The organism is Neisseria sp. HMSC061B04, from assembly GCF_001836705.1.
Classification (GTDB): Bacteria; Pseudomonadota; Gammaproteobacteria; order Burkholderiales; family Neisseriaceae; genus Neisseria.
Genome location: NZ_KV830191.1, coordinates 180484 through 203378, shown reverse-complemented (window position 1 = coordinate 203378; position 22895 = coordinate 180484). Strand labels below are relative to the sequence as shown.

18 protein-coding genes are annotated in these 22895 nt (G+C 52.7%); 4 read left to right on the top strand and 14 right to left on the bottom strand.

Annotation, left to right across the window (positions count from 1 at the left end):
* The first annotated feature begins 193 nt into the window (after positions 1-193).
* Entirely contained in the window at positions 194-1486 is a 1293-nt protein-coding gene (locus HMPREF2661_RS06430) for a valine--pyruvate transaminase (protein ID WP_070822817.1), read from the top strand.
* 69 nt (positions 1487-1555) lie between these two features.
* Here the strand turns inward: HMPREF2661_RS06430 and HMPREF2661_RS06425 are convergent, their stop codons facing one another.
* The 7 genes from HMPREF2661_RS06425 to HMPREF2661_RS06395 form a co-directional block, all read right to left on the bottom strand.
* Positions 1556-2314, bottom strand: a complete 759-nt coding sequence (locus HMPREF2661_RS06425) for an iron ABC transporter ATP-binding protein (protein WP_036492647.1) — start codon at positions 2312-2314, stop codon at positions 1556-1558.
* A gap of 84 nt (positions 2315-2398) precedes the next feature.
* Complete coding sequence (locus tag HMPREF2661_RS06420) at positions 2399-3025, bottom strand: FmdE family protein (RefSeq protein ID WP_070822815.1); 627 nt, start codon at positions 3023-3025, stop codon at positions 2399-2401.
* A 65-nt stretch (positions 3026-3090) separates the two neighbouring features.
* Positions 3091-4956 (bottom strand): acyltransferase family protein, encoded by a 1866-nt coding sequence (locus HMPREF2661_RS06415; RefSeq protein ID WP_070822813.1) that lies wholly within the window; start codon positions 4954-4956, stop codon positions 3091-3093.
* Positions 4957-5085: 129 nt separating this feature from the next.
* Positions 5086-6057 carry an iron chelate uptake ABC transporter family permease subunit gene (locus HMPREF2661_RS06410; protein ID WP_070615889.1) on the bottom strand — a complete coding sequence of 324 codons (972 nt, stop codon included), beginning with the start codon at positions 6055-6057 and terminating at the stop codon, positions 5086-5088.
* On the bottom strand, positions 6047-7015 hold the full coding sequence (locus HMPREF2661_RS06405; RefSeq protein WP_070822811.1) for an ABC transporter permease: 969 nt from the start codon (positions 7013-7015) through the stop codon (positions 6047-6049). The genes HMPREF2661_RS06410 and HMPREF2661_RS06405 overlap by 11 nt, the downstream gene beginning before the upstream one ends.
* Before the next feature lie 181 nt (positions 7016-7196).
* The gene (locus HMPREF2661_RS06400) at positions 7197-8159 is read right to left on the bottom strand and encodes a siderophore ABC transporter substrate-binding protein (protein WP_070822809.1); all 963 of its coding nucleotides are present in this window, start codon (positions 8157-8159) and stop codon (positions 7197-7199) included.
* 115 nt (positions 8160-8274) lie between these two features.
* Positions 8275-10290 (bottom strand): TonB-dependent receptor domain-containing protein, encoded by a 2016-nt coding sequence (locus HMPREF2661_RS06395; RefSeq protein ID WP_070822807.1) that lies wholly within the window; start codon positions 10288-10290, stop codon positions 8275-8277.
* 415 nt (positions 10291-10705) lie between these two features.
* On the opposite strand from HMPREF2661_RS06395, the gene groES reads away from it, so the two are divergent.
* Positions 10706-10993, top strand: a complete 288-nt coding sequence (gene groES / locus HMPREF2661_RS06390) for a co-chaperone GroES (RefSeq protein WP_003684150.1) — start codon at positions 10706-10708, stop codon at positions 10991-10993.
* Between the two features lie 98 nt (positions 10994-11091).
* Positions 11092-12726, top strand: coding sequence for a chaperonin GroEL (groL, locus tag HMPREF2661_RS06385; protein WP_070822805.1), 1635 nt, complete (start codon positions 11092-11094; stop codon positions 12724-12726).
* A gap of 305 nt (positions 12727-13031) precedes the next feature.
* On the opposite strand, the gene katA is transcribed toward groL, so the two are convergent.
* The 4 genes from katA to accB form a co-directional block, all read right to left on the bottom strand.
* The gene (gene katA, locus HMPREF2661_RS06380; RefSeq protein WP_070822803.1) at positions 13032-14546 is read right to left on the bottom strand and encodes a catalase KatA; all 1515 of its coding nucleotides are present in this window, start codon (positions 14544-14546) and stop codon (positions 13032-13034) included.
* Positions 14547-14842: 296 nt separating this feature from the next.
* The gene (gene accC / locus HMPREF2661_RS06375; protein ID WP_070822802.1) at positions 14843-16204 is read right to left on the bottom strand and encodes an acetyl-CoA carboxylase biotin carboxylase subunit; all 1362 of its coding nucleotides are present in this window, start codon (positions 16202-16204) and stop codon (positions 14843-14845) included.
* Positions 16205-16233: 29 nt separating this feature from the next.
* The gene (locus tag HMPREF2661_RS06370) at positions 16234-16425 is read right to left on the bottom strand and encodes a YqaE/Pmp3 family membrane protein (protein ID WP_003680299.1); all 192 of its coding nucleotides are present in this window, start codon (positions 16423-16425) and stop codon (positions 16234-16236) included.
* Between the two features lie 71 nt (positions 16426-16496).
* On the bottom strand, positions 16497-16952 hold the full coding sequence (accB, locus tag HMPREF2661_RS06365) for an acetyl-CoA carboxylase biotin carboxyl carrier protein (RefSeq protein WP_049347847.1): 456 nt from the start codon (positions 16950-16952) through the stop codon (positions 16497-16499).
* 357 nt (positions 16953-17309) lie between these two features.
* Between accB and queA the strand changes: the two genes are divergently transcribed.
* Positions 17310-18338, top strand: coding sequence for a tRNA preQ1(34) S-adenosylmethionine ribosyltransferase-isomerase QueA (gene queA, locus HMPREF2661_RS06360; protein ID WP_070822800.1), 1029 nt, complete (start codon positions 17310-17312; stop codon positions 18336-18338).
* A gap of 178 nt (positions 18339-18516) precedes the next feature.
* Here queA and gyrB read toward each other — a convergent pair whose 3' ends face one another.
* The 3 genes from gyrB to dapB form a co-directional block, all read right to left on the bottom strand.
* Positions 18517-20907 (bottom strand): DNA topoisomerase (ATP-hydrolyzing) subunit B, encoded by a 2391-nt coding sequence (gyrB, locus tag HMPREF2661_RS06355; protein ID WP_070822798.1) that lies wholly within the window; start codon positions 20905-20907, stop codon positions 18517-18519.
* Positions 20908-21101: 194 nt separating this feature from the next.
* Positions 21102-21989 (bottom strand): 50S ribosomal protein L11 methyltransferase, encoded by an 888-nt coding sequence (prmA, locus tag HMPREF2661_RS06350; protein WP_070822796.1) that lies wholly within the window; start codon positions 21987-21989, stop codon positions 21102-21104.
* An 89-nt stretch (positions 21990-22078) separates the two neighbouring features.
* Entirely contained in the window at positions 22079-22888 is an 810-nt protein-coding gene (gene dapB, locus HMPREF2661_RS06345; protein ID WP_036492678.1) for a 4-hydroxy-tetrahydrodipicolinate reductase, read from the bottom strand.
* Positions 22889-22895: the final 7 nt, after the last annotated feature.

The window sequence follows — 22895 nt, the reverse complement described above, 5'->3', positions numbered from 1 at the left end:
CCAATATCGTGCGATGCGGTGATGAACTTTGTGCGAAGACAGGTAAAAGCGTAGAAAATGGTTATCGGGTTATTCAGCATAGATAGCTGAGAAACTAAAGGCCGTCTGAAAAATCAGGATAACTGGTTTTCAGACGGCCTTTGTTCTTATAATAGCGGTTTATTGTTTTTACACACCCAGCAACGGAGTTTCCATGCAGTTTTCAGCATTCGGCGAAAAATTCACGCAACACAGCGGCATTTTGCAATTGATGGATGATTTGGGCGACGCGCTCAAAAGCGACAAGCCCGTCAATATGCTTGGCGGCGGCAATCCGGCGAAGATTGTGGAAGTCAATGCGGTGTTCGCCGATGTGTTTTCCAAACTGGCGGCGGAACATGCGGTTGAGAATATCGGCAATTATTCCAATCCGCAGGGCGATGCGGCGCTGATTGCGGCTTTGACTGAGTTTCTTAACCGCGAATACGGCTGGAACCTGACGGCGGACAATATCGCGCTGACCAATGGTTCGCAAAACGCGTTTTTCTATTTGTTCAACCTGTTCGGCGGCAAATTCAATCTTTCAGACGGCCAAACGGTTGAAAAAGCCATTTTGTTGCCGCTTGCGCCTGAATATATCGGTTATGCCGACGTGCATGTCGAAGGGCAGCATTTTATTTCGGTAAAGCCGAAAATCGAAAATGTCAAACACGAAGGCGAAGCGGGCTTTTTCAAATACCGCGTGGACTTTGACACGCTGGAAAGCCTGCCTGAATTGAAAGAGGGCAAAATCGGTGCGATTTGCTGTTCGCGCCCGACCAACCCGACCGGTAATGTGCTGACTGACGGCGAGATGGCGCGTTTGGACGCTTTGGCGCAGGAACACGGGATTCCGCTGATTATCGACAACGCTTATGGAATGCCGTTCCCGAATATTATTTACAGCGATGTGACGCTCAACTGGCACGAAAACATCATCCTCTGCTTCAGCCTTTCTAAAATCGGCCTGCCCGGCGTGCGTACCGGCATTATTGTCGCCGCGCCGGAAGTGGTCAAAGCCGTCAGCAGTTTGAATGCGATTGTGAACCTGTCGCCAACCCGTTTCGGTGCGGCGATTGCGGCGCCGCTGTTAAACGACGGCCGTCTGAAACAGTTGGCCGACCAAGTGATTCAGCCATTTTACCGTCAGCAGGCGCAAACGGCGGTTTCCCTGCTCAAGCGTGAATTGGGTGCGTATCCGTTGAAAATCCACAAGCCTGAAGGTGCGATTTTCTTATGGCTTTGGTTTGAAAACCTGCCCGTTTCGTCGCAAACCTTGTACGAAATGCTCAAAGCCGAAGGCACGCTGATTATTCCGGGCGAGCATTTCTTTGTCGGCATCGATACGCAAGATTATCCGCACGCGGGCGAGTGCATCCGCATGAGTATTGCGCAGGACGCGGAAACGCTGGAAAAAGGCATTGCTGCGATTGGTCGCGTGGTGCGCGGTTTGTACGATAAAAAATAAATTTTTTGAATAGACAAAGGCCGTCTGAAACGTGGGGAATCGGGTTTCAGACGGCCTTTTTTATTGGATTCAAACGTGGTGGATAACCAGTTTTTTGCCTTCGTAATCGAGGACGTTGACGTCCATATCGAATAGGGTTTTGATGTTTTCGGCGGTAAAAATATCGTTGGGTGCGCCCTGCATGGCGACTTGGCCGTTTTTCATGGCAACAACGTGGTCGGCGTAGGCGGCGGCCTGGTTGATGTCGTGCAGGACGACGACGGTGGTACGTTTGTACTCGTCGGTCAGCCGGCGCAGGATTTGCATGAGGGAGCGGGCATGATACATGTCGAGGTTGTTCAGTGGTTCGTCCAGCAAAACGTAGTCGGTACGCTGGCAGAACACCATGGCAATCATGGCGCGTTGGCGTTGACCGCCGGAAAGCTCGGTCAGGTAGCGGTCGGCAAAGCCTTGCAGGTGGAACTCGGCGAGTGCTTCTTCGACGATGGTTTTATCCGTTTCAGACGGCCTGCCTTGGTGGTAGGGATAGCGGCCGAACATGAGCAGGTCGCGCACGGTAATGCGGCTCATGATGCTGTTTTCTTGGGTGAGGATGGAGAGCGTGCGGGCGAGTTCGGCGGTGGGGGTGGTTTTGATGTCTTTGCCTGCGTAGCTGATGTCGCCGTGTACCAAGGGCTGTAGGCGCGCCATAAAGGAGAGGAGGGTGGACTTGCCTGCGCCGTTCGGGCCGATTAGCGCGGTAATGCCGCCTTCGGGGATGTCGAGGCTGACGTCGTTGAGGATGGGGTTGCTACCGATGGTGTGGCTGACGTTGCGGATGGTAATCATAGGCGGATTCGAGTATGGAAAACTTGGGGTTTCAGACGGCCTTTCAGCGTGAGACCGTCTGAATTTTATTTCTGTATGGTGTTTTTAGATTTCGCTGACGGTCACAAATTCGGGATTGTCGGCTTGATCGATCAGGAAGGCGCGGACACGTTCTTGCCAAAGCTCGCCGAATTGTTTGAGTTCGTCGTCACTTGCGCTGCCGCTGACGGCTTTGGGCATGATGTCGCGCATTTGTGGCGCGAAGGGTTGGAGCGCGGCGTTGAGGCTGACGGCAACGGTTTTGCCGGTATCGCGGCGGCGGAGCGCGAGTGTGCCGTTGATTTCGCCTGCACCAAAGGACAATAAATGGCGGCGGGCAAAGCGTCCGGCAGGGCCTACGCCGCCAAAGCCGGTTTCGGGTGCTGCGCCGGTAAGGAGTTGGACGACGGAAGCGGTAACGCCGGTTGTGCCTTCGTCACGCTCGCCCTGCATAAAGGCTTCGATGTTGCCGCGTTGCGGCAGCTCTTCGCCGTAAAGGGCTTTCAGGCCTTTGATGACCATCAGGTAGGCACCGGCGACAGTCGGGCAGGAGTGGCCGCACAGGCGTACGGCATCGGCGTAGTGGTAAGTGAGGATGCCGTTTTCGGCTGCACCGAGGAAGTCGGCCAATGCGTCTTGGACGGTGATGGTCGGGGCTTGGTTGAAGAATGATGGGAAATGTTCTTGTGTCATGAGGGTTGTCCTTTGCGGGTTTGCCCGGGCCGTCTGAAATATTCAGACGGCCTTGGGCATGAATGTTATTTTAAGAGTATTTGTTTGTCCTGTATAAATTTTTCGGCCAGTTTTGTCGCACCGTGGGTGTTGAGGTGGTTGGTGTCGAAATATATCGGCAGGCCGTCTATGGTTTTGTCTGCCGGAATCGGACCCATGATGTTGACCCAATGTACGGCAGGCCGCTGTTTGACAATGTTTTCTATGGTTTTGTCGGCTTCGGCGGAGCGGGCGATTTCGGCTTTTTTATGCTCGGAAACGTATTGCATGTCGAGGCCGAGGCGTTGTTTCAAGTAGTAATGACGCAGGGGCAGTTGCGCGTTCATCGGCGTGTCGGCAAAGACGTAAACCTGCTTGCCCTGTTGAATCAGGGTGTCGAGCATTTGGCCGAAATGCTCCGTAAAACCGGGCTTGTCGGTATGCAGGAACCAACGTTGCGAGATAAAGACCACCGGATAGTTTTCGACCTTTTGTGCGATAAAGCGGTTGTAAGGGTTGCAACGGTCGGCACGGCGGTCGCTTTGCGGCAACATAAAGCCGAAGGCAACGCCGCAGCTGTTGGACGAGATAACGTCGGCGGCAAAGCCTTCCTGTTTGCCCACCATATCGATAAAGGGCGTCAGGTGGGCGGCGTGGGAATCGCCCATCAGCAGGACTTTGCTGCTTTGGTTTTCCGCACCGACAGCGCAGTCGGTTTTGGTCAAGGTATCCGCGCAGATTTTACTTTCGTCAACCGTATATAGGTTTGCCTCGTATTCGGCCGGTTTGGCTGTCAGCAGGTAGCCGACGGCAGGAATCAGCAGGGCAAAATAGGCGGCGATTACCCCGATGAATTTCTTGGTGGTGAAATTCTTTATCCGTCGCGCTGGTGTTTCGACGAAGTAATAGGACCAAACGGACAAGCCCGACATCAGCACCACGGACAATACAATCGCGGACATCGGCAAAGCGTTGTCCATGTAAACATAGCGCATGACGGCCAAGACCACCCAATGCCACAAATACAGCGAATAGGAAATCAAACCGATAAATACAACAGGCTTGAGGCTCAACAGTTTGGCGGTATTGAAGCCGTTTTGCGTCTGCAGGGTTTTGCCCGAGTAAATCAAGCCGCCGACCGCCGTACAGCACAGCAATCGTTCGATATTGCCTTCACCGGGCAACACGCCGTAAGGAAGCAGCAGCATGGCGGCAATCACCGCCATCATCGCCCAGCCGACCACAGGCGTGCTGAAGCGGTCGTTGTTTTGCGAGGGCGGAATAAAGGCGAAAAGTGCGCCGATCAGCAGCTCGTATGCGCGCACATAAGGCAGGAAATAAGGGTCCATGCCGAAGGTGGGCAAAAAGACGGACAGCAGGCTCAATACAATCAGCAAAAGGATGAATTGGCGGATGCTGCGCCCTTTGCTGAAGCGGAAAAAGGCAATCAGCAAAACCGGGAAAACAAAGTAAAACTGCTCTTCCAGTGATAAAGACCAAATGTGTTGCAAAGGTTTTTCCGCCGCGTCGGCATCAAAATAACCGCCGCGCCGTGCAAAAAATAGGTTGGCCGAAAACAGCAACGCAAACACTGCCGATTTGACGTATTGGCGCAGGTCGAATGCCAAAAAGAAAAGGGCGGCCGCCGCGGTTGTACACACAAGCACAAAAGAGAAAACGGGCAAAATGCGTTTCGCGCGGCGTTTGTAGAATTCTAAAAACGAAAAACTACCGTTTTGCATTTCGCGGCTGATGATGGTGGTGATCAGATAGCCGGACAAAACGAAAAACATATCCACGCCGAGAAAGCCACCGGGCAGCCAAGCAGCGTCGATGTGGAAAATAATAACGGCCAAGACGGCCAAAGCCCGGATGCCGTCCAAGTCGGGACGGTATTTTAATGTCGTACTCATTTTTTGTAATTTTAGTAAATTTAGTGATGTTTACTATGAGTACATGTCAGAAATTTAGTTTCATTTCAATGGTTAAATATTTTTTAACACGGGCTTCAGACGGCCTGAAGCTGTTTGGGCACGTTTAATTTATTTCTTTTTCAACACCAAATATAAAAATACCAAGCCGCCTGCAAATTCGACGACCACGCTCAATACGGCCTGCATGCCGAGGAAGTGTTCGAAGATGGTTTGCCCACCGACCAGCAGGATGCCGCCGACACAAAAAGTCATCGGCAGGCGGACGGAATGTTTGACCGACGGGGAAAAATGGTTGGCCAGCGCGGCCACCAGCAGGCCGAAAAAGCTCACCGGGCCGACAACGGCGGTCGCGGTTGCAACCAATGCGGCGATCCAGAGCAGCAGCCATAAGGTATTGCGCGTGTAGTTGATGCCCAAATTAATGGCCTGATTGCGGCCGAGCAGGTAAACGTCGAGGCGGTGGCGTTCGCGCCAGATTACGGCAGCGCTGATGAGCAATACGACTGCGCCGATGCCCAACAATTCCGAGTGGACGGTATTGAAGGTGGCAAACATATTCGCCTGCGCGGCGGTAAATTCTTCGGGGTCAATCATGCGCGAAAGCAGAGACGACAGGCTGCGGAACAAAATCCCGAAAATCACGCCGATTAAAATCATGCGCGACAAATCGCGTCCGCCCTGTTTGATGAGCGTGTAAAACAGCAGCAGCGAGCCGCCCATCATGATGACCAGCTCAAAGCCGAATTTGCCCGTCAACGGCAGGGAAGCATAGCCCACGCCGCCGAGCGTAAACACCAGCAAGGTCTGCAAAAACACATACAGCGAATCGAAACCCAAAATCGAAGGGGTCAGAATCGGGTTGTTGGTCAGCGTTTGGAAAAGTTGCGTGGACACGCCGACCGCATAGGCGACCATCAGCAGCGCGGCAAGTTTGGTCAGGCGCAGGTTTAAAACAAAGTCCCAATCGCCTTTGACGTTGAGCGTCATAAACAGGGCGCAGGAAACCAGCAGTAGCGCAAAAGCCACCCACAACGGACGACTGCTTCCTGCCATAAAATCGATATTTTTTTCAGACGGCATGAGCAGGTTTCCTTAATAAAAGCCACAAAAACAACACAGTACCCATGACTCCGAAAACAGTCGATACAGGGATTTCAAACGGAAACACAATCACGCGTCCGACAATGTCGCACAGCAACACCAAAGACGCGCCCAGCAAGGCCACCGCCGGCAGGCTTTGGCGCAGCTTGTCGCCCATCAGGCGGCTGATGATGTTCGGCACGACCAGGCCGATAAACGGAATATTGCCGACCGTTACGACCACCAAAGACGTAATCAGCGCCACAATAATCAGCCCCGACCACAGAATCGCCGTCCGGTTCAGCCCCAAGTTCACGCTCACCGTTTCGCCCAAACCCAAAATCGTCAGCTGGTCGGCAATCAAATAGGCAAACAAAGCCAAAACCCCCGTTGCCCACAACAGCTCATACCGCCCGAGCAACACGCCGGAAAAATCGCCCTGCTGCCACACGCCCAGCATTTGCAGCATTTCGTTTTGATACGCGATAAAGGTGGCCACCGCCTCAATCACGCCGCCGAAAATAATCCCGACCAAAGGCACCATCAGCTGCGCGGTCGGCGGCAGGCGGCGGATCAGCAGCATAAAGACCAACATCCCGATCAGTGCGGCAACGGCGGCAACCGACATTTTTGCCAGCAGCGGCGCGGCCGGCAACAGCAAGGCCATCAACAGCAAACCCAAAGCCGCACTTTGGCTTGCGCCCACCATCGACGGCTCGACAAAACGGTTGCGCATCAAAATCTGCATAATCATGCCGGCCACGGCCATCGACGCACCCGTCAGCACAATGGCAAACGTGCGCGGCAGGCGGCTGATGAACATAACCTGTTGGCTGTCGGAGAGCGAAAACAGGGCGGACCAGTCGAATTGGGCGACCCCGACCGACAGGCTGACGGCAAACAATATCAGAAGCGCGATGCCGTTGATAAGGTTCAAATAAAAGGGCTTGTGAAACATAAACGATAAGGTCGTAAAAGAAACAAAGGCATTATTTTATAGTTGTATCGTTTTCAAAGATAACGAAGCAAACGGGCAAGAATGCCCGTTTCAGACGGCCTGATGACCAAAATACAGCTTGGGCATAGGCCGTCCGGATGCCGTGAAACGGAAGGGTGGGCATTGCCGCCCGCCGAAACAACTATTTCGCCGCGTTGAATGCGTCGGCAACCTGTTTGGAAGCGTTCAGCAATTCTTGCGCGCCGCCGGCCGCCAAATAGGTTTCAGGAACAAGGTAAACCACCTGTCCTTTTTTCCAGGCGGTCGTTTCGGCGACCAGCGGATTGTTCAATACATCTTTTGCCGCCTGGCCTTCTTCGCCGATGGCCGCACCGCGGTCAAGGACGAACAACCAATCAGGATTTTTCTCTTTCAAGTATTCAAAGCTGATAGGCTGGCCGTGGCTGCCTTCTTTAATCGATTCATCGACAGCGGGAACGCCGATGTCTTTATGCAGCCAACCGCCCAAACGTGAAGAAGGGCCGAAAGCCGACATCTTGCCGCCGTTGACCAATACCACCAAACCCTTACCTTTGCCTTGTGCCGCAGTTTTCGCCGCTTCAAACGAAGCATCGATTTCCGCTTTCAGCTTGTCCGCTTCGGCCTGTTTGCCGAAGATTTGCGCCAACGCGTCGATGCGCTCTTTGGAACTTTCTTTCAGATTGGCAGTTTCAGCGGTCATTTCGATGGTCGGCGCAATCTCGTTCAACTTGTCAAACGCTTTGGCTGCACGGCTGCCGATGATGATGAGCTGCGGCTTGTAGGCATTGAGTGCTTCGTAATCCGGCTCAAACAGCGTACCGGCGGGTTTGGTCGTTTTGAAATATTCGTCCAAATAAGGCAGCCGGTTTTTATCGACGGACAAACCGGTTTTCACGCCCAATTTGCTTAAAGTGTCGAGCATACCCAAATCGTAAACGGCGATGCGTTCAGGATTTTGCGGCACTTTCGCGTCGCCGCGCGTGGTTTTCACCGTCAGGCTTGCGCCTTCGGTTTGGGCGGCAGAAGCGGAAGCAGTTTGTGCCTGATTGGAAGCAGAATCTTTCGGTGAACACGCACCCAAAGCGAGGGTGCAGCATACGGCTAAAGCGGTCAAACGTAACATAGAGTTTCTCCGTGGTCGGAAATAAAGTAAATAGAAATGATAACTTGTATCGGATTATAAAGCTAGACGCCGTCTGAAAACTTTTGTTTTCAGACGGCTTTTTCAAGCTGATTGCTTAGAAGCGGTAGTTAACGCTCAAGCGGATATCGCGGCCAGGTTCAGGCAGGGAGTTAGCACCTGCGCGCTGGCTGTGCGGCTTGTAGTTTTTATTCAAGACATTGTTGACGGCGAAGTTGACGTTCAAGTCGTCTTTGCCTGTCGGTTTCCAGTTGGCGAAGATATCATTGACGCCGTAGCCTGCGCGGACGACATTCAGAGCCACATCAGAGCCGCGCGAGGTTGGGGCGTAGCCTGCATTTTGGACATAACGTCCGCGCCAGCCGATTTCCAGATTCGGATTGTCGAATTGGTACGACAGACCGGTTGTCCATGTGCGTCCCATCGGGATAGCGGTCGTTACTTTGTCGGCGGTATCGCCGTTCAGCTTCGGTTTGCTGTAGGCTACGCCTGCACGTGCGGTCAGACCTTTCCAGCGGTAGGCTGCGTTCAGTTCGTAACCTGTGTTTTTCAGCTTGCCGCCGTTATACCAAACATAGTATTGACCCTCTTGGCGGATGGCTTGTACATCTTTGATTTGTTGATGGAAATAGCTGCCGGACAATGTAAGGGCAGAATTCCAGTGGTAGTTGAAGCCGATTTCTGCATTTCGAGAGCGTTCCGCTTTCAAGTCAGGCGATGCTTTAATCGATCTGCTGCTCATTAAAGCTGCTTCGTACAGGCGGGGGCTGCGGGTTGCATAGTTCAGGCTGGTGTTGATGGAAAAATCAGGGGTAATGTCATAAACCAACCCGATGCTTGGATTGAGGTTGCCGTCTGAATTTTCTGTATTACTGCTGGTTTTCATTTTCCAACGGTCATAGCGCAAACCTGTGGTCAGCGTAACCGGAGAGAAATCCCAAATGCCTTCTACATATACGCCGGCATCGCTTTTCTTCTCGCTGTTTTCTCCGTTTGAGCTGCTTTTTTGAGTGCGCCAGTTTACTCCGTATTTCAGGGTATGGCGGTCAAATAGACGGCTGTCGAGATTCAGATTGGCTCCGTATGTCCGTACTTCGCCGTCCAATTCATAATTTGGATTGGGGACTTCATCACGTTTGGTGTTCAAACGGTAAACATTGGCTTTGATTTTGTCGATAAAGCCCAAGTTTCCGCCTTTGAATTCCAAGTTGGTGGTGTCTTGGGTCAGCGTGCGGTAGCGCGGCGAGTTGGTGGCGACGTTCGGAATACGGTTGCCGTTGGCATCCAAAACGTATTGACCCGTACGGCGGTCAGTTTGGAAGACTTGCGAGAAATCGAACTCTTCGCGCAGGGCGCGTTCCCCATATTGTTTCTCTTGGCGGTGGCTTAATTCAATACGGTTGTCTTCGTTGAAACGATAGCCGATTTTGCCCAACAAGCCGCGTGAACCCAATCCACTGTTTAAAACCTTATCGCTTCCGAGCAAATTACGGTAGCCTTTGCCTGCCGTGTATTCTTTGTCGCGTACGAAATTGCCTGAAACCAAAGCGTCAAAACCGCCTGCCTGACCATAAACGCTTGCGCCGCGTGAATAGCCTTTATTGCTGCTGATACCGACATTGACTTTGAAACCGACGTTTTGACCTTCTCTCAGCAAATCTTTGGCTTCAACCGTTTCGGCAACAATCGCACCGCTGGTTGCACCGATGCCTGCGGAGGCCGAACCCGTACCTTTTTGTACGGCAACGACTTTTACCAATGCGGGGTCAAGCATAAAGCGGCCGTTGTGGTGGAAAATCTGGCTGTCGGTGTAGGTATCGTCAACTTTATAATCTATTTGGTCTTGACCCATGCCGCGGATGGTTACCCACTGCGACTGACCGTTGCCGCCGCCGAAACTGATAGAGGGTTCGTTGAACAATACGTCTTTTAAATCAGTGGAAGTCGTTTCTTCCATACGTTTCGTCGTTACACGGTGTGTGGCGCTTGTAGCCTGACCTTTGACGGTAACGGTATCAAGTACAACATTGTCTTTGGCTTCATTTTCTGCGTGTGCAAAACCGGCTGCCAGTGTCAGTGACAGCAGGCTCAGTCGGAACAGGGGCGTATTCATTGAGAAATGTCCTTAATAAAATGACAGTAATAAAAAATAAAAGCAAATAAAGAGAAATTATCTTTAAAATATGCAATTAAGAATAATCATCATTTATAATAGTGCGTTAAAAAGAAATAGTTGTAAAGAGTTGTATTGAATTTGTAAAGAAAGTGGCTTGTTTTTAAACGAACTTTGCAGTTGGTATATCAGGTCGTCTGAAAAATATATGATCGGGCATTTTTGCGTATGAAAATATTTGGAAAGACTGCATAGAAATTTTTACTTTTTCCCTTGAATTTGTCGCAAACAACCCAAATCTACCCGCCATTAAGGCAGGCTTTCCATAAGCGTGCCGCTATTTCCAAGTAAACCGTGTCTGTCATGTCCGACAGACAATTGTTTTCAATCTATTTATTTATCGGAGCATTAAGACATGACCATCCGCCCTTTACACGACCGCGTAGTCGTCAAACGCTTAGAAGCTGAAGAAAAAACCGCCTCCGGCATCGTTTTGCCGGGTGCGGCTGCTGAAAAACCCGACATGGGCGAAGTAATCGCCGTGGGTGCGGGCAAAATCGGTAAAGACGGCGAGCGCCGTCCGCTGGATGTCAAAGTCGGCGACAAAGTGATCTTTGGCAAATACAGCGGCCAAACTGTAAAAGCCGACGGCGAAGAGCTGTTGGTAATGCGTGAAGAAGACATCTTCGGTATCGTTGAATAATTGTTGAATTAAGTTTCAGAACCAAAGGCCGTCTGAATCAAACATGAAGTTTTCAGACGGCCTCGAACAGATTTTTAATATTGATTTGGAGAATTTAAATGGCAGCAAAAGACGTACAATTCGGCAATGAAGTTCGCCAAAAAATGGTAAACGGCGTCAATGTATTGGCAAACGCCGTACGCGTAACTTTGGGCCCTAAAGGCCGTAACGTGGTACTTGACCGCGCTTTCGGCGGCCCGCACATCACTAAAGACGGTGTGTCTGTTGCAAAAGAAATCGAATTGAAAGACAAATTCGAAAACATGGGCGCGCAAATGGTGAAAGAAGTTGCGTCTAAAACCAACGACGTAGCCGGTGACGGTACTACTACTGCAACCGTATTGGCGCAATCCATCGTTGCCGAAGGCATGAAATACGTTACCGCCGGCATGAACCCGACCGATCTGAAACGCGGTATCGACAAAGCCGTTTCCGCTTTGGTTGACGAGCTGAAAAACATTGCCAAACCTTGCGACACTTCTAAAGAAATCGCCCAAGTCGGCTCTATTTCCGCCAACTCTGACGAACAAGTCGGTGCGATTATCGCCGAAGCGATGGAAAAAGTCGGCAAAGAAGGCGTGATTACCGTTGAAGACGGCAAATCTTTGGAAAACGAGCTGGACGTGGTTGAAGGTATGCAGTTCGATCGCGGCTACCTGTCTCCTTACTTCATCAACGACGCTGAAAAACAAATCGCAGCTTTGGACAATCCGTTTGTATTGTTGTTCGACAAAAAAATCAGCAACATCCGCGACTTGTTGCCTGTTTTGGAACAAGTGGCCAAAGCCAGCCGTCCTCTCTTGATTATCGCTGAAGACGTAGAAGGCGAAGCCTTGGCGACTTTGGTGGTGAACAACATCCGCGGTATTCTGAAAACCGTTGCCGTTAAAGCTCCTGGCTTCGGCGACCGCCGCAAAGCCATGTTGCAAGACATCGCCATCCTGACCGGCGGCGTAGTGATTTCCGAAGAAGTCGGCCTGTCTTTGGAAAAAGCGACTTTGGACGACTTGGGTCAAGCCAAACGCATTGAAATCGGTAAAGAAAACACCACCATTATCGACGGCTTCGGCGACGCAGCCCAAATCGAAGCGCGTGTTGCCGAAATCCGCCAACAAATCGAAACCGCAACCAGCGAATACGACAAAGAAAAACTGCAAGAGCGTGTGGCTAAATTGGCCGGCGGTGTGGCAGTGATCAAAGTCGGTGCCGCTACCGAAGTCGAAATGAAAGAGAAAAAAGACCGCGTGGAAGACGCGCTGCACGCTACCCGCGCAGCCGTTGAAGAAGGCGTGGTTGCAGGCGGCGGCGTAGCCCTGTTGCGTGCCCGTGCCGCTTTGGAAAACCTGCATACCGGCAATGCCGACCAAGACGCAGGCGTACAAATCGTATTGCGTGCCGTTGAATCTCCGCTGCGCCAAATCGTTGCCAACGCAGGCGGCGAACCTAGCGTGGTTGTGAACAAAGTGTTGGAAGGCAAAGGCAACTACGGTTACAACGCAGGCTCCGGCGAATACGGCGACATGATCGAAATGGGCGTACTCGACCCTGCTAAAGTAACCCGTTCTGCGCTGCAACACGCCGCATCTATTGCCGGCCTGATGCTGACCACAGACTGCATGATCGCTGAAATCCCTGAAGAAAAACCTGCTATGCCTGATATGGGCGGCATGGGTGGTATGGGCGGCATGATGTAAGGCCGTCTGAAACCTTCAGACAAAAAGCAAAACCGCACGGCAATCAGCCATGCGGTTTTTTATTTGCCGGTAGAGGCGTGAGATGGTGCAGAGGGCATGCCATGATTTACAGAGAAATAAGGGTAGCCAGTTCCATTGAATCAGAAGCAATCAAATAAACTTCATCATCAAAAAAGGCCGTCTGAAACTTTATTTTGCGTTTCAGACGGCCTGATTAATGATCTAAACCGTTACTTTTTGCTTGAACGGCTGTATCGGACAGCTTGAGACAAGATTTCTTCAATTTCTATCCACATAATGCCTCCTTACAGTAAACCAGGTTGACCTAAAGCCGGGTCGGTCGCGCGGGCGGCTTGTGCGTCTTCGACAGTCAGTCCAAGGGATTTGGCTACGCCTTCGCCGTATGCCGGGTCGCAACGGTAGCAGTTGCGGATGTGGCGGTATTTGATGAAGTCGGGCGCGTCGCCCATGGCTGCGGCGGTATTGCCGAACAAAGCCTGTTTCTGCGCGTCGCTCATCAGGTTAAACAAGGCGCGCGGTTGGCTGAAGTAGTCATCATCGTCTTGGCGGTAGTCCCAGTGCGCCGCGTCGCCGTTGATTTTCAGAGGCGGTTCGGCGAAGTCGGGCTGTTGCTGCCATTGTCCGAAGCTGTTGGGTTCGTAGTGCGGCAGGCTGCCGTAGTTGCCGTCGGCGCGGCCTTGTCCGTCGCGCTGGTTGCTGTGGACGGGGCAACGCGGGCGGTTGACGGGAATTTGGCGGAAGTTTACGCCCAAACGGTAGCGCTGCGCGTCGGCGTAATTGAACAAACGGGCTTGCAGCATTTTGTCGGGGCTGGCGCCGATACCGGGAACCAGGTTGCTCGGTGCGAAGGCGGATTGTTCCACATCGGCAAAGAAGTTTTCGGGATTACGGTTTAACTCGAATTCGCCCACTTCAATCAGCGGATAGTCTTTTTTCGGCCAAATTTTGGTCAAATCGAAAGGATGATAAGGCACTTTTTCCGCATCGGTTTCAGGCATGACTTGGATATACATCGTCCATTTCGGAAACTCGCCGCGCTCGATGGCTTCGTACAGGTCGCGCTGGTGGCTTTCGCGGTCGTCGGCGATGATTTTGGCGGCTTCTTCGTTGGTCAGGTTTTTAATGCCTTGTTGGGTGCGGAAATGGAATTTCACCCAAAAACGTTCGCCCGCTTCGTTCCAGAAGCTGTATGTATGCGAACCGAAGCCGTGCATATGGCGGTAGCTGGCAGGGATACCGCGGTCGCTCATGACAATGGTGACTTGGTGAAGGGCTTCGGGCAGTAGCGTCCAGAAATCCCAGTTGTTTGTGGCGGAGCGCATATTGGTGCGCGGATCGCGTTTGACCGCCTTGTTCAGGTCGGGGAATTTACGTGGGTCGCGCAGGAAGAACACAGGCGTGTTGTTGCCGACCATATCCCAGTTGCCTTCTTCGGTATAGAACTTCAGCGCAAAGCCGCGGATATCGCGTTCCGCATCGGCTGCGCCGCGCTCGCCTGCCACGGTGGTGAAACGGGCGAACATCTCGGTTTGCTTGCCGACTTCGCTGAAGATTTTGGCGCGGGTGTATTTTGTAATGTCGTGTGTCACGGTAAACGTACCGAACGCGCCCGAACCTTTGGCGTGCATACGGCGTTCGGGGATGACTTCGCGCACGAAGTCGGCGAGTTTTTCATTCAGCCACAAATCCTGCGCCAGCAGAGGGCCGCGCGGACCGGCGGTCAGGCTGTTTTGATTGTCGGCAACAGGCGCGCCGTTGTTCATGGTTAGATGGGTGACTGGGCATTTGGAGATAGACATAGTGATTTCCTTTGTGAAGTTGTTATAGGTTGATGAAATGGTTTCCAGGATGGAATGCTTCTATACAAAATATAATAAATTTCCAATATCGATATTTAAATATAGTTTGTTTTAGGCTATGAATCAAACTATATAGAAAGATTTTCACTATTGGAACTATGAAACCGATTTAGAATAAATATTATTAATTAATAATCTAATATTGTTTGTTTTTATAAATGATGGTGTTATAAAAAAGGCCGTCTGAAACTTTATTTTGCGTTTCAGACGGCCTGATTTTTAGTCAAAACAAGGGATTATTTAGCCTGTTTGGCTTTGCGTTCTTCCAGCCAGTGTTCCAAGTAGTGGATGCTGACACCACCTTTTTGGAAACCCGGATCGCTGAACAAGTCGCGGTGCAGCGGCGTATTGGTTTTGATGCCGGTAATCGCCAGCTCATCGAGGGCAACGCGCATTTTGGCCATGGCTTGGTCGCGGTCTTTACCGACGACACAGACTTTGCCGATCAGGCTGTCGTAGTAAGGAGGGATGCGGTAGCCTTGATAAATATGGCTGTCAATGCGGACGCCGAAGCCGCCGGGCAGGTGGCAGCTTTCAATCAGGCCCGGGCTTGGAATGAAGTTGTACGGGTCTTCGGCGTTGATACGGCACTCAAACGCATGACCTTCAACTTGGATGTCTTCCTGTTTGTATTGCAAAGGCAGGCCGGATGCGATGCGCAATTGCTCTTGGACGATGTCCACGCCGGTGATGAGCTCGGTAACCGGATGCTCAACCTGAACGCGTGTGTTCATCTCGATAAAGAAGAATTCGCCGTCTTCGTACAGGAATTCAAACGTACCTGCGCCGCGATAACCGATGCGTTTGCAAGCGTCGGCACAGGCTTTACCGATTTTGGCGCGTTCTTCTTCAGTGATGAACGGAGCAGGTGCTTCCTCGATGACTTTTTGGTGGCGGCGCTGCATGGAGCAGTCGCGCTCGGCGAGGTAGATGGCGTTGCCGTGTTCGTCGGCAATCACTTGGATTTCGACGTGGCGCGGACGCTGCAGATAGCGTTCCATGTAAACCATCGGGTTGCCGAATGCCGCCCCTGCTTCGGCTTTGGTCATTTCGACAGACTGGAGGAGGTCTTCTTTTTTCTCGACGACGCGCATACCGCGACCGCCGCCGCCGCCGGAGGCTTTGATAATGACGGGATAACCGACTTTATCGGCGATTTTGAGGATTTCTTCGCCGTCGTCTGGCAATGCGCCGTCAGAACCGGGAACGCAAGGCACGCCGGCTTCGATCATGGCGTGTTTGGCGGATACTTTGTCGCCCATCAGACGGATGGTGTCGGCTTTCGGGCCGATGAAGACAAAGCCGGATTGTTCGACTTGCTCGGCAAAATTGGCGTTTTCGGCGAGGAAGCCGTAGCCGGGGTGGATACCGTCGGCTTCGGTTACTTCGGCGGCTGCGATGAGGGCCGGGATGTTGAGGTAGCTTTGTGCGGATGCGGCAGGGCCGATGCACACGGATTCGTCGGCGAGTTTGACGTGCAGGCTGTCTTTGTCGGCTTCGGAATGGACGGCGACGGTGGCGATGCCCATTTCACGGCAGGCACGCAGGACGCGCAGGGCGATTTCGCCCCGGTTGGCGATCAATACTTTTTTCAGCATGATAATCTTTCCGGATGGTTCAGACGGCCTCAGCGGCCGCCTAATGCGTTGCGGATTTTTTGGTCGGTTTTGTATTGGCTCAAGGCGTAGACCGACCACATGGCTGCCGGTATCCAGCCAACCAGTGTACATTGCAGAATCAGACAGATGATGCCTGCAAACGGACGGCCAATGGTGAAAAACTGCAGCCATGGCAAGAAAATAGCCAAAATCAGACGCATGGTTTGTCCTTGATGAACAGAAAAAGGAATTTCAGACGGCCTTAAAGATAAAGGCCGTCTGAAAAAACGGATTATTCAATGATGAAGAGCGGCTCGCCGTATTCGACCGGAGTACCGTTTTCAACCAGAATTTCTTTAACGACACCGGATTTCTCGGCTTCGATTTCGTTCATCAGCTTCATGGCTTCGATGATGCACAAAGTATCGCCAGCTTTGACTTGTTGGCCGACTTCGACGAAAGCGGCGGCGTTCGGGCCGGGGGCGCGGTAGAACGTACCGACCATAGGCGATTTTTGCGCGTTGGACAAATCGCGAGCGGCAGGGGCGGCGGCCGGAGCGGCTGCAGCCGGAGCAGCGGCAGGTGCGGCAACCGGAGCTGCGGCAGGTGCCGGAGCAGCATAAACGGGAGCTGCGGCGGCAGTGGTGCGCGTAATGCGGACTTTTTCTTCGCCTTCGGTAACTTCAATTTCTGCAATGCCTGATTCTTCGACCAAATCAATCAGTTTTTTTAATTTACGCAAATCCATTGCTTTTCCTTTTTTGCGCGGCATATAAAGTGCATATTAGGTATGCGCCGCAGTGGTTTTAGATGATTTCCTGATACGTCGGAAGGCAGGTTTGCCATCCGGCGTTTAAATAATGTCGGAACAGGGCGGAGCCTGAAAAATGAATCCGGTTATTTTCCCGAACTTGTAGGTAAATGTCCAGTAAAAGATAGAAAAAAGGCGTTTTTCGGCGAAAAAAGAAAGGAACGCTGATTTTCGTTAAAAAGTGATTTTCCCAAGAGCGTTTATTCTAATTTATTGGTTTTTCGAAAAAACATGCCGTCTGAAAACCCACTTTGCGCGTATAATGGCGCCTGTTTTTTTAAATTATGCACGACAATGGATATTTCCGATTTTGATTTTGAATTGCCCGAAAAACTGATTGCCCAGCATCCGCCGGAAGTGCGCGGCAGCAGCAGGCTTCTGGTTGCCTTGCCTACATTGCCGATTGAAGACCAACATTTCGGAGATTTACCCGATTATGTCGCACCGGGCGATGTGCTGGTGTTTAACAATACCAAAGTGATGAAGGCGCGCCTGTTCGGCCAAAAAGCCAGCGGCGGCAAAATCGAAGCCCTGATTGAACGGGTATTGGACGCGCATACCGCATTGGCGCATATCCGTTCGTCCAAATCGCCGAAACCGGGTACAGAATTGATTTTTGAAGGCGATATCCGTGCCGTCATGATGGAGCGTGCGGAAGAATTGTTTTGCCTGAAATTTGAAGGCGAGCAAACCGTTTACGAACTTTTAGAGCAAAACGGCCATTTGCCCTTGCCGCCTTATATCGAACGCGCGGCCGATGATGAAGACGACAGCCGCTATCAGACCGTGTACGCCAAGTATCAAGGCGCAGTGGCCGCGCCGACGGCAGGCTTGCACTTTACCGATGAATTGTTGGGCCGTCTGAAAGCCAAAGGCGTAGAAACCGCAGAAGTAACCCTGCACGTCGGTGCCGGAACATTCCAACCCGTGCGCGTCGATAAAATTGAAGAACACAAAATGCACAGCGAGTGGTTTGACGTACCGACCGAGACCGTTGCCGCCGTTGAAGCCGCCAAAGCGCGCAGCAATAAAGTGTGGGCAGTGGGCACAACCTCCATGCGCGCCTTGGAATCCGCCGCACGCGAAACAGGCCGTCTGAAAGCCGGGCGCGGCGATACCGATATTTTCATTACGCCGGGCTACCGCTTCAATGTTGCCGACCGATTGATTACCAACTTCCACCTGCCCAAATCAACCTTGCTGATGCTCGTCAGCGCGTTTTCGGGCATGGAGTATATCCGCAGCGTTTACCGCCATGCCGTGGAACAGGAATACCGCTTTTTCAGCTATGGCGATGCGATGATTTTGGGGAAAACGGAATAAATCGGAAACGGATTGGAGCGTTTCAAACGGGGTATTTGGATTATCTCGAATCCGAATCAGTTGGAACGCTCTACTAGAATACGCGAAGTTGTTGGAATTTGAGTTGTAAGAAATAAAGTACAAAAACAAAAAGGCCGTCTGAAAATCGTTTTTCAGACGGCCTTTTATCTTTCCATGCTTAGGCGTCGATGTTTTGTGCCAGCAGGGCGTTGTTTTCGATGAAGGCGCGGCGCGGTTCGACTTCGTCGCCCATCAGGGTGACAAACACTTCGTCGGCGGCGATGGCGTCTTCGATGCGGACTTTCAGGAGGCGGCGGACGGTAGGATCCATCGTGGTTTCCCAAAGTTGTTCCGGATTCATTTCGCCCAAGCCTTTGTATCGTTGGATGGACATGCCTTTTTGGGCAACGCTCATCAAGATGTCCAAAGCGGCTTCAAAGCTGTCGATGTCGTATTCGTTGTCGCCTTTGTAGAGCTTCGCCCCTTTGCCGACCATGCCTTTGAGTGCGGCGGCGGTTTGGGTAAGGGTTTGATAGGCTTTGCTGTTGAGGAACTTAGGCTCGAGGTAGCTCACCATCACATTGCCGTGCAGCTTGCGTGTGATTTTGATGAACTGGTGTCCTTCGTGGCCTTCGATGCGTTCGAGTGCGACTTCTTTTTCGTCCAAGAGGCTGCTCAATTCGGCAACGGCGCGGTCTGCGCTTTCTGCCGTGCTGAGATCGACCGGCGAAGCGTGCAGCATGGCATGCAGGACGAGTTCGTCAATGATGCGGCTTTCTTGCTCGATGACGGTTTTGGCCAACAGGAATTGTTTGGCGGTATTGGCAAGCTCTTCGCCTTCGATGGTGCGGCCGTCTGAAACGATTTTGGCTTTTTCCAAGGCCAAACCGAGCAGCCATTGGTCTTTTTCCAATTCGTCTTTGAGATAGCGCTCTTGTTTGCCGTATTTGGCTTTGTACAAAGGCGGCTGGGCAATGTAGATGTATCCGCGTTCGACCAGCTCGGGCATTTGGCGGTAGAAGAAGGTCAGGAGCAGGGTGCGGATGTGCGCGCCGTCCACGTCGGCATCGGTCATGATGATGATGCGGTGGTAGCGCAGTTTCTCGGCATTGAATTCTTCTTTGCCGATGCCTGCGCCTAGAGCGGTAATCAGCGTGGCGACTTCTTGGCTGGCCAGCATTTTTTCAAAACGTGCTTTTTCGACGTTCAAAATCTTACCTTTGAGCGGCAAAATCGCTTGGAATTTGCGGTCGCGGCCTTGCATGGCGGAACCGCCTGCGGAGTCGCCCTCGACGAGGTAGAGTTCGGACAGGGCAGGGTCTTTTTCTTGGCAGTCGGCCAGTTTGCCCGGCAGGCCCAAACCGTCCATCACGCCTTTGCGGCGGGTGATTTCGCGAGCTTTTCGTGCGGCTTCGCGCGCGCGGGCGGCATCGACGATTTTGCTGGTGATGATTTTGGCTTCGGTCGGGTTTTCTTCAAGGAAGTCGGTCAGGGCTTGGTTGATGACTTCGTTGACGACGGGGCCGATTTCGCTGGAAACCAGTTTGTCTTTGGTTTGCGATGAGAACTTCGGATCGGGCAGTTTGACGGACAACACGCAGGTCAAACCTTCGCGCATATCGTCGCCGGCGGTTTCCACTTTGGCTTTTTTGGCCACTTCGTTGGCTTCGATATAGTTGTTGATGGTACGGGTCATCACTTGGCGCAGTGCGGTCAGGTGCGTACCGCCGTCGCGTTGCGGAATGTTGTTGGTGAAACATTGCACGCTTTCTTGGTAGCTGTCGTTCCACTGCATCGCGCATTCGACGCTCATGCCGTCTTTTTCGCCGAACGCGTAGAAGATTTTTTCGTGCAACGGTGTTTTTTTGCGGTTCATGTATTGCACGAAGCCGGCCACGCCGCCGGAGAGGGCGAAGCTTTCGTGTTTGCCGTCGCGTTCGTCGGTCAGCTCGATGTCCACGCCGTTATTCAGGAAGGAAAGTTCGCGGATGCGTTTGGCGAGGATGTCGAAGCTGTATTCGACATTGCCGAAGGTTTCCGCGCTGGCAAGGAAGCGCACGGTCGTGCCTTTTTTGTCGGAATCGCCGACAACCTTCAACGGCTCTTCGGTTTCGCCGCGTACGAAGCGGACGAAGTGTTCTTTGCCGTCGCGGTAGATGGTCAGCGTTACCCAGTCGGACAGTGCGTTGACGACGGATACGCCTACGCCGTGCAGACCGCCGGAGATTTTGTAGCTGTTGTTGTCGAATTTGCCGCCTGCGTGCAAGACGGTCATGATGACTTCGGCGGCGGAGCGGCCTTCTTTCGGGTGGATGCCGGTCGGCATACCGCGGCCGTTGTCGGCCACGCTGACGGAATTGTCGGCATGGATGGTTACGGTGATTTTGTCGCAATGTCCGGCGAGCGCTTCGTCAATGGCGTTGTCGAGCACCTCGAACACCATGTGGTGCAGGCCGCTGCCGTCCTGCGTGTCGCCGATATACATACCGGGGCGTTTGCGTACCGCTTCCAAGCCTTCCAGCACTTGTATGCTGTCGGCGCCGTATTCTTCGTGTTTTTGGTCAGTCATGGTCTTTTCTTGCTGAATTTCAAGGAAATTTTCCGTGCGCGCAATGAAATGTCAAACGGGCGCGGCGGATGTGTTCCGAAAGGTCAAAATAATAGGCAATTATACCTGATTTTGCTGGAATATTCAGCGTTTTAAGTGCAAAAAGGCCGTCTGAAAGCTTAAATTTCAGACGGCCTTTGTATCGGAAAACAGCTTTAGCGTTTGACGCCGCTCAATCGCGCCCAGCCTTCTTCGATTTCGGCAGGCTCGATGTCGAACCATTGGCTGTAAATGCCGCTGAGTTCTTCGACTTGTTCGTCCAAAAGGCCGGACAAAACAATGCGGCCGCCTTGTTTGGTACGCGCGGCAAGCATTTCGCCGAGCATACGCAGCGGGTTGGCCAGAATGTTGGCGACAACGACATCAAATTGGCCTTGCGGCAGGCCGTCCGGCAGGTAGAACTGCGCGTCGACGTTGTTTTGCGCGGCATTGTCTTTACTGGCTCGGATGGCTTGTTCGTCAATGTCTACGCCGATGGCGGAGCCTGCGCCGAGTTTGAGGGCGGCAATGGCCAAAATGCCGGAGCCGCAGCCGTAGTCCAATACGCTTTCTCCGCCTTTGAGCTGCGTGTCGAGCCATTTGAGGCAGAGGCGGGTGGTCGGATGGCTGCCGGTGCCGAAGGCAAGGCCCGGGTCGAGTTGCAGGTTGACGGCGTTGCCATTGGGCGCTTCGTGCCAAGACGGGGTAATCCACAGGCGGTCGGAAATTTGAATCGGGTCAAATTGCGCTTGGGTCAGGCGTACCCAGTCTTGATCTTCAAGGATTTCGCCGGTGTATTTCAAATCGTTCAAACCGCATTCTTGCGCGGCGGCTTCGATAATGGAAGCGGCATCGTCGCTTTCGCCGAAAAGGGCGATGACTTTGCTTTGTTGCCAGATTTGCTCGGTCGGCATGCCCGGCTCGCCGAAAATGGCCTGCTCGTTTTCTGTACCGGCGTAGGCATCTTCAATGGCGGCGGACAATGCGCCGTGTTCCATCAGCGCGTCGGCAAGGCTTTCGGCGACGGCATCGTTGACGTTGATGGTGATTTGTTGATAGGACATGGTGGGGCTTTCTTTTTAATAAGGCCGTCTGAAAATCGACGTTGTGCTTTCAGACGGCCTTGTAAGGTATGAAACCTGATGATGCGGGTTTATCGGTTTTTCAAACCCAGTACGTCTTGCATATCGTACAGGCCTTTTTTGCCGTTTGCCCAAACTGCGGCGCGTACGGCACCGGCGGCAAAGGTCATGCGGCTGCTGGCCTTGTGGGTGATTTCCACGCGCTCGCCGTCGGTGGCGAAGAGGGCGGTGTGGTCACCGACGATGTCGCCTGCGCGGACGGTGGCAAAACCGATGGTGGACGGATCGCGCGGGCCGGTGTGGCCTTCGCGGCCGTAAACGGCACATTCTTTGAGGTCGCGGCCGAGTGCGTCGGCAATGACTTCACCCATGCGCAACGCGGTACCGCTTGGGGCATCGACTTTGTGACGGTGGTGGCCTTCGATGATTTCGATGTCGTAGCCTTCGTTCAACACGCGGGCGACGGTGTCGAGGATGTGGAAGGTCAGGTTGACGCCGACGCTGAAGTTGGCGGCGAAGACAACGCCTATTTTTTCGCCTGCGGCTTGGATGGCGGCTTTGCCTGCGTCGTCAAAACCGGTCGTGCCAATGATGATGTTGACGCCTTTTTCCACGCATTTTTGCAGGTGTTTCAGGGTTGGCTCGGGACGGGTAAAGTCGATCAGGACATCGCTTTGAGCCAGTACGGCATCCACGTCGTCTGAAATGGCGACGCCGGTTTTGAGACCGGAGGCGAAGCCTGCATCCAAACCCAATACTTCCGAACCGGAATGCTCGAGTGCGCCGGAGAGGACGGTGTCGGGATGGTTGTTGACCGCTTCAACCAAGACGCGACCCATGCGGCCGTTGACGCCGGCAATGGCGATTTTCAATGCGCTCATGGGGCTT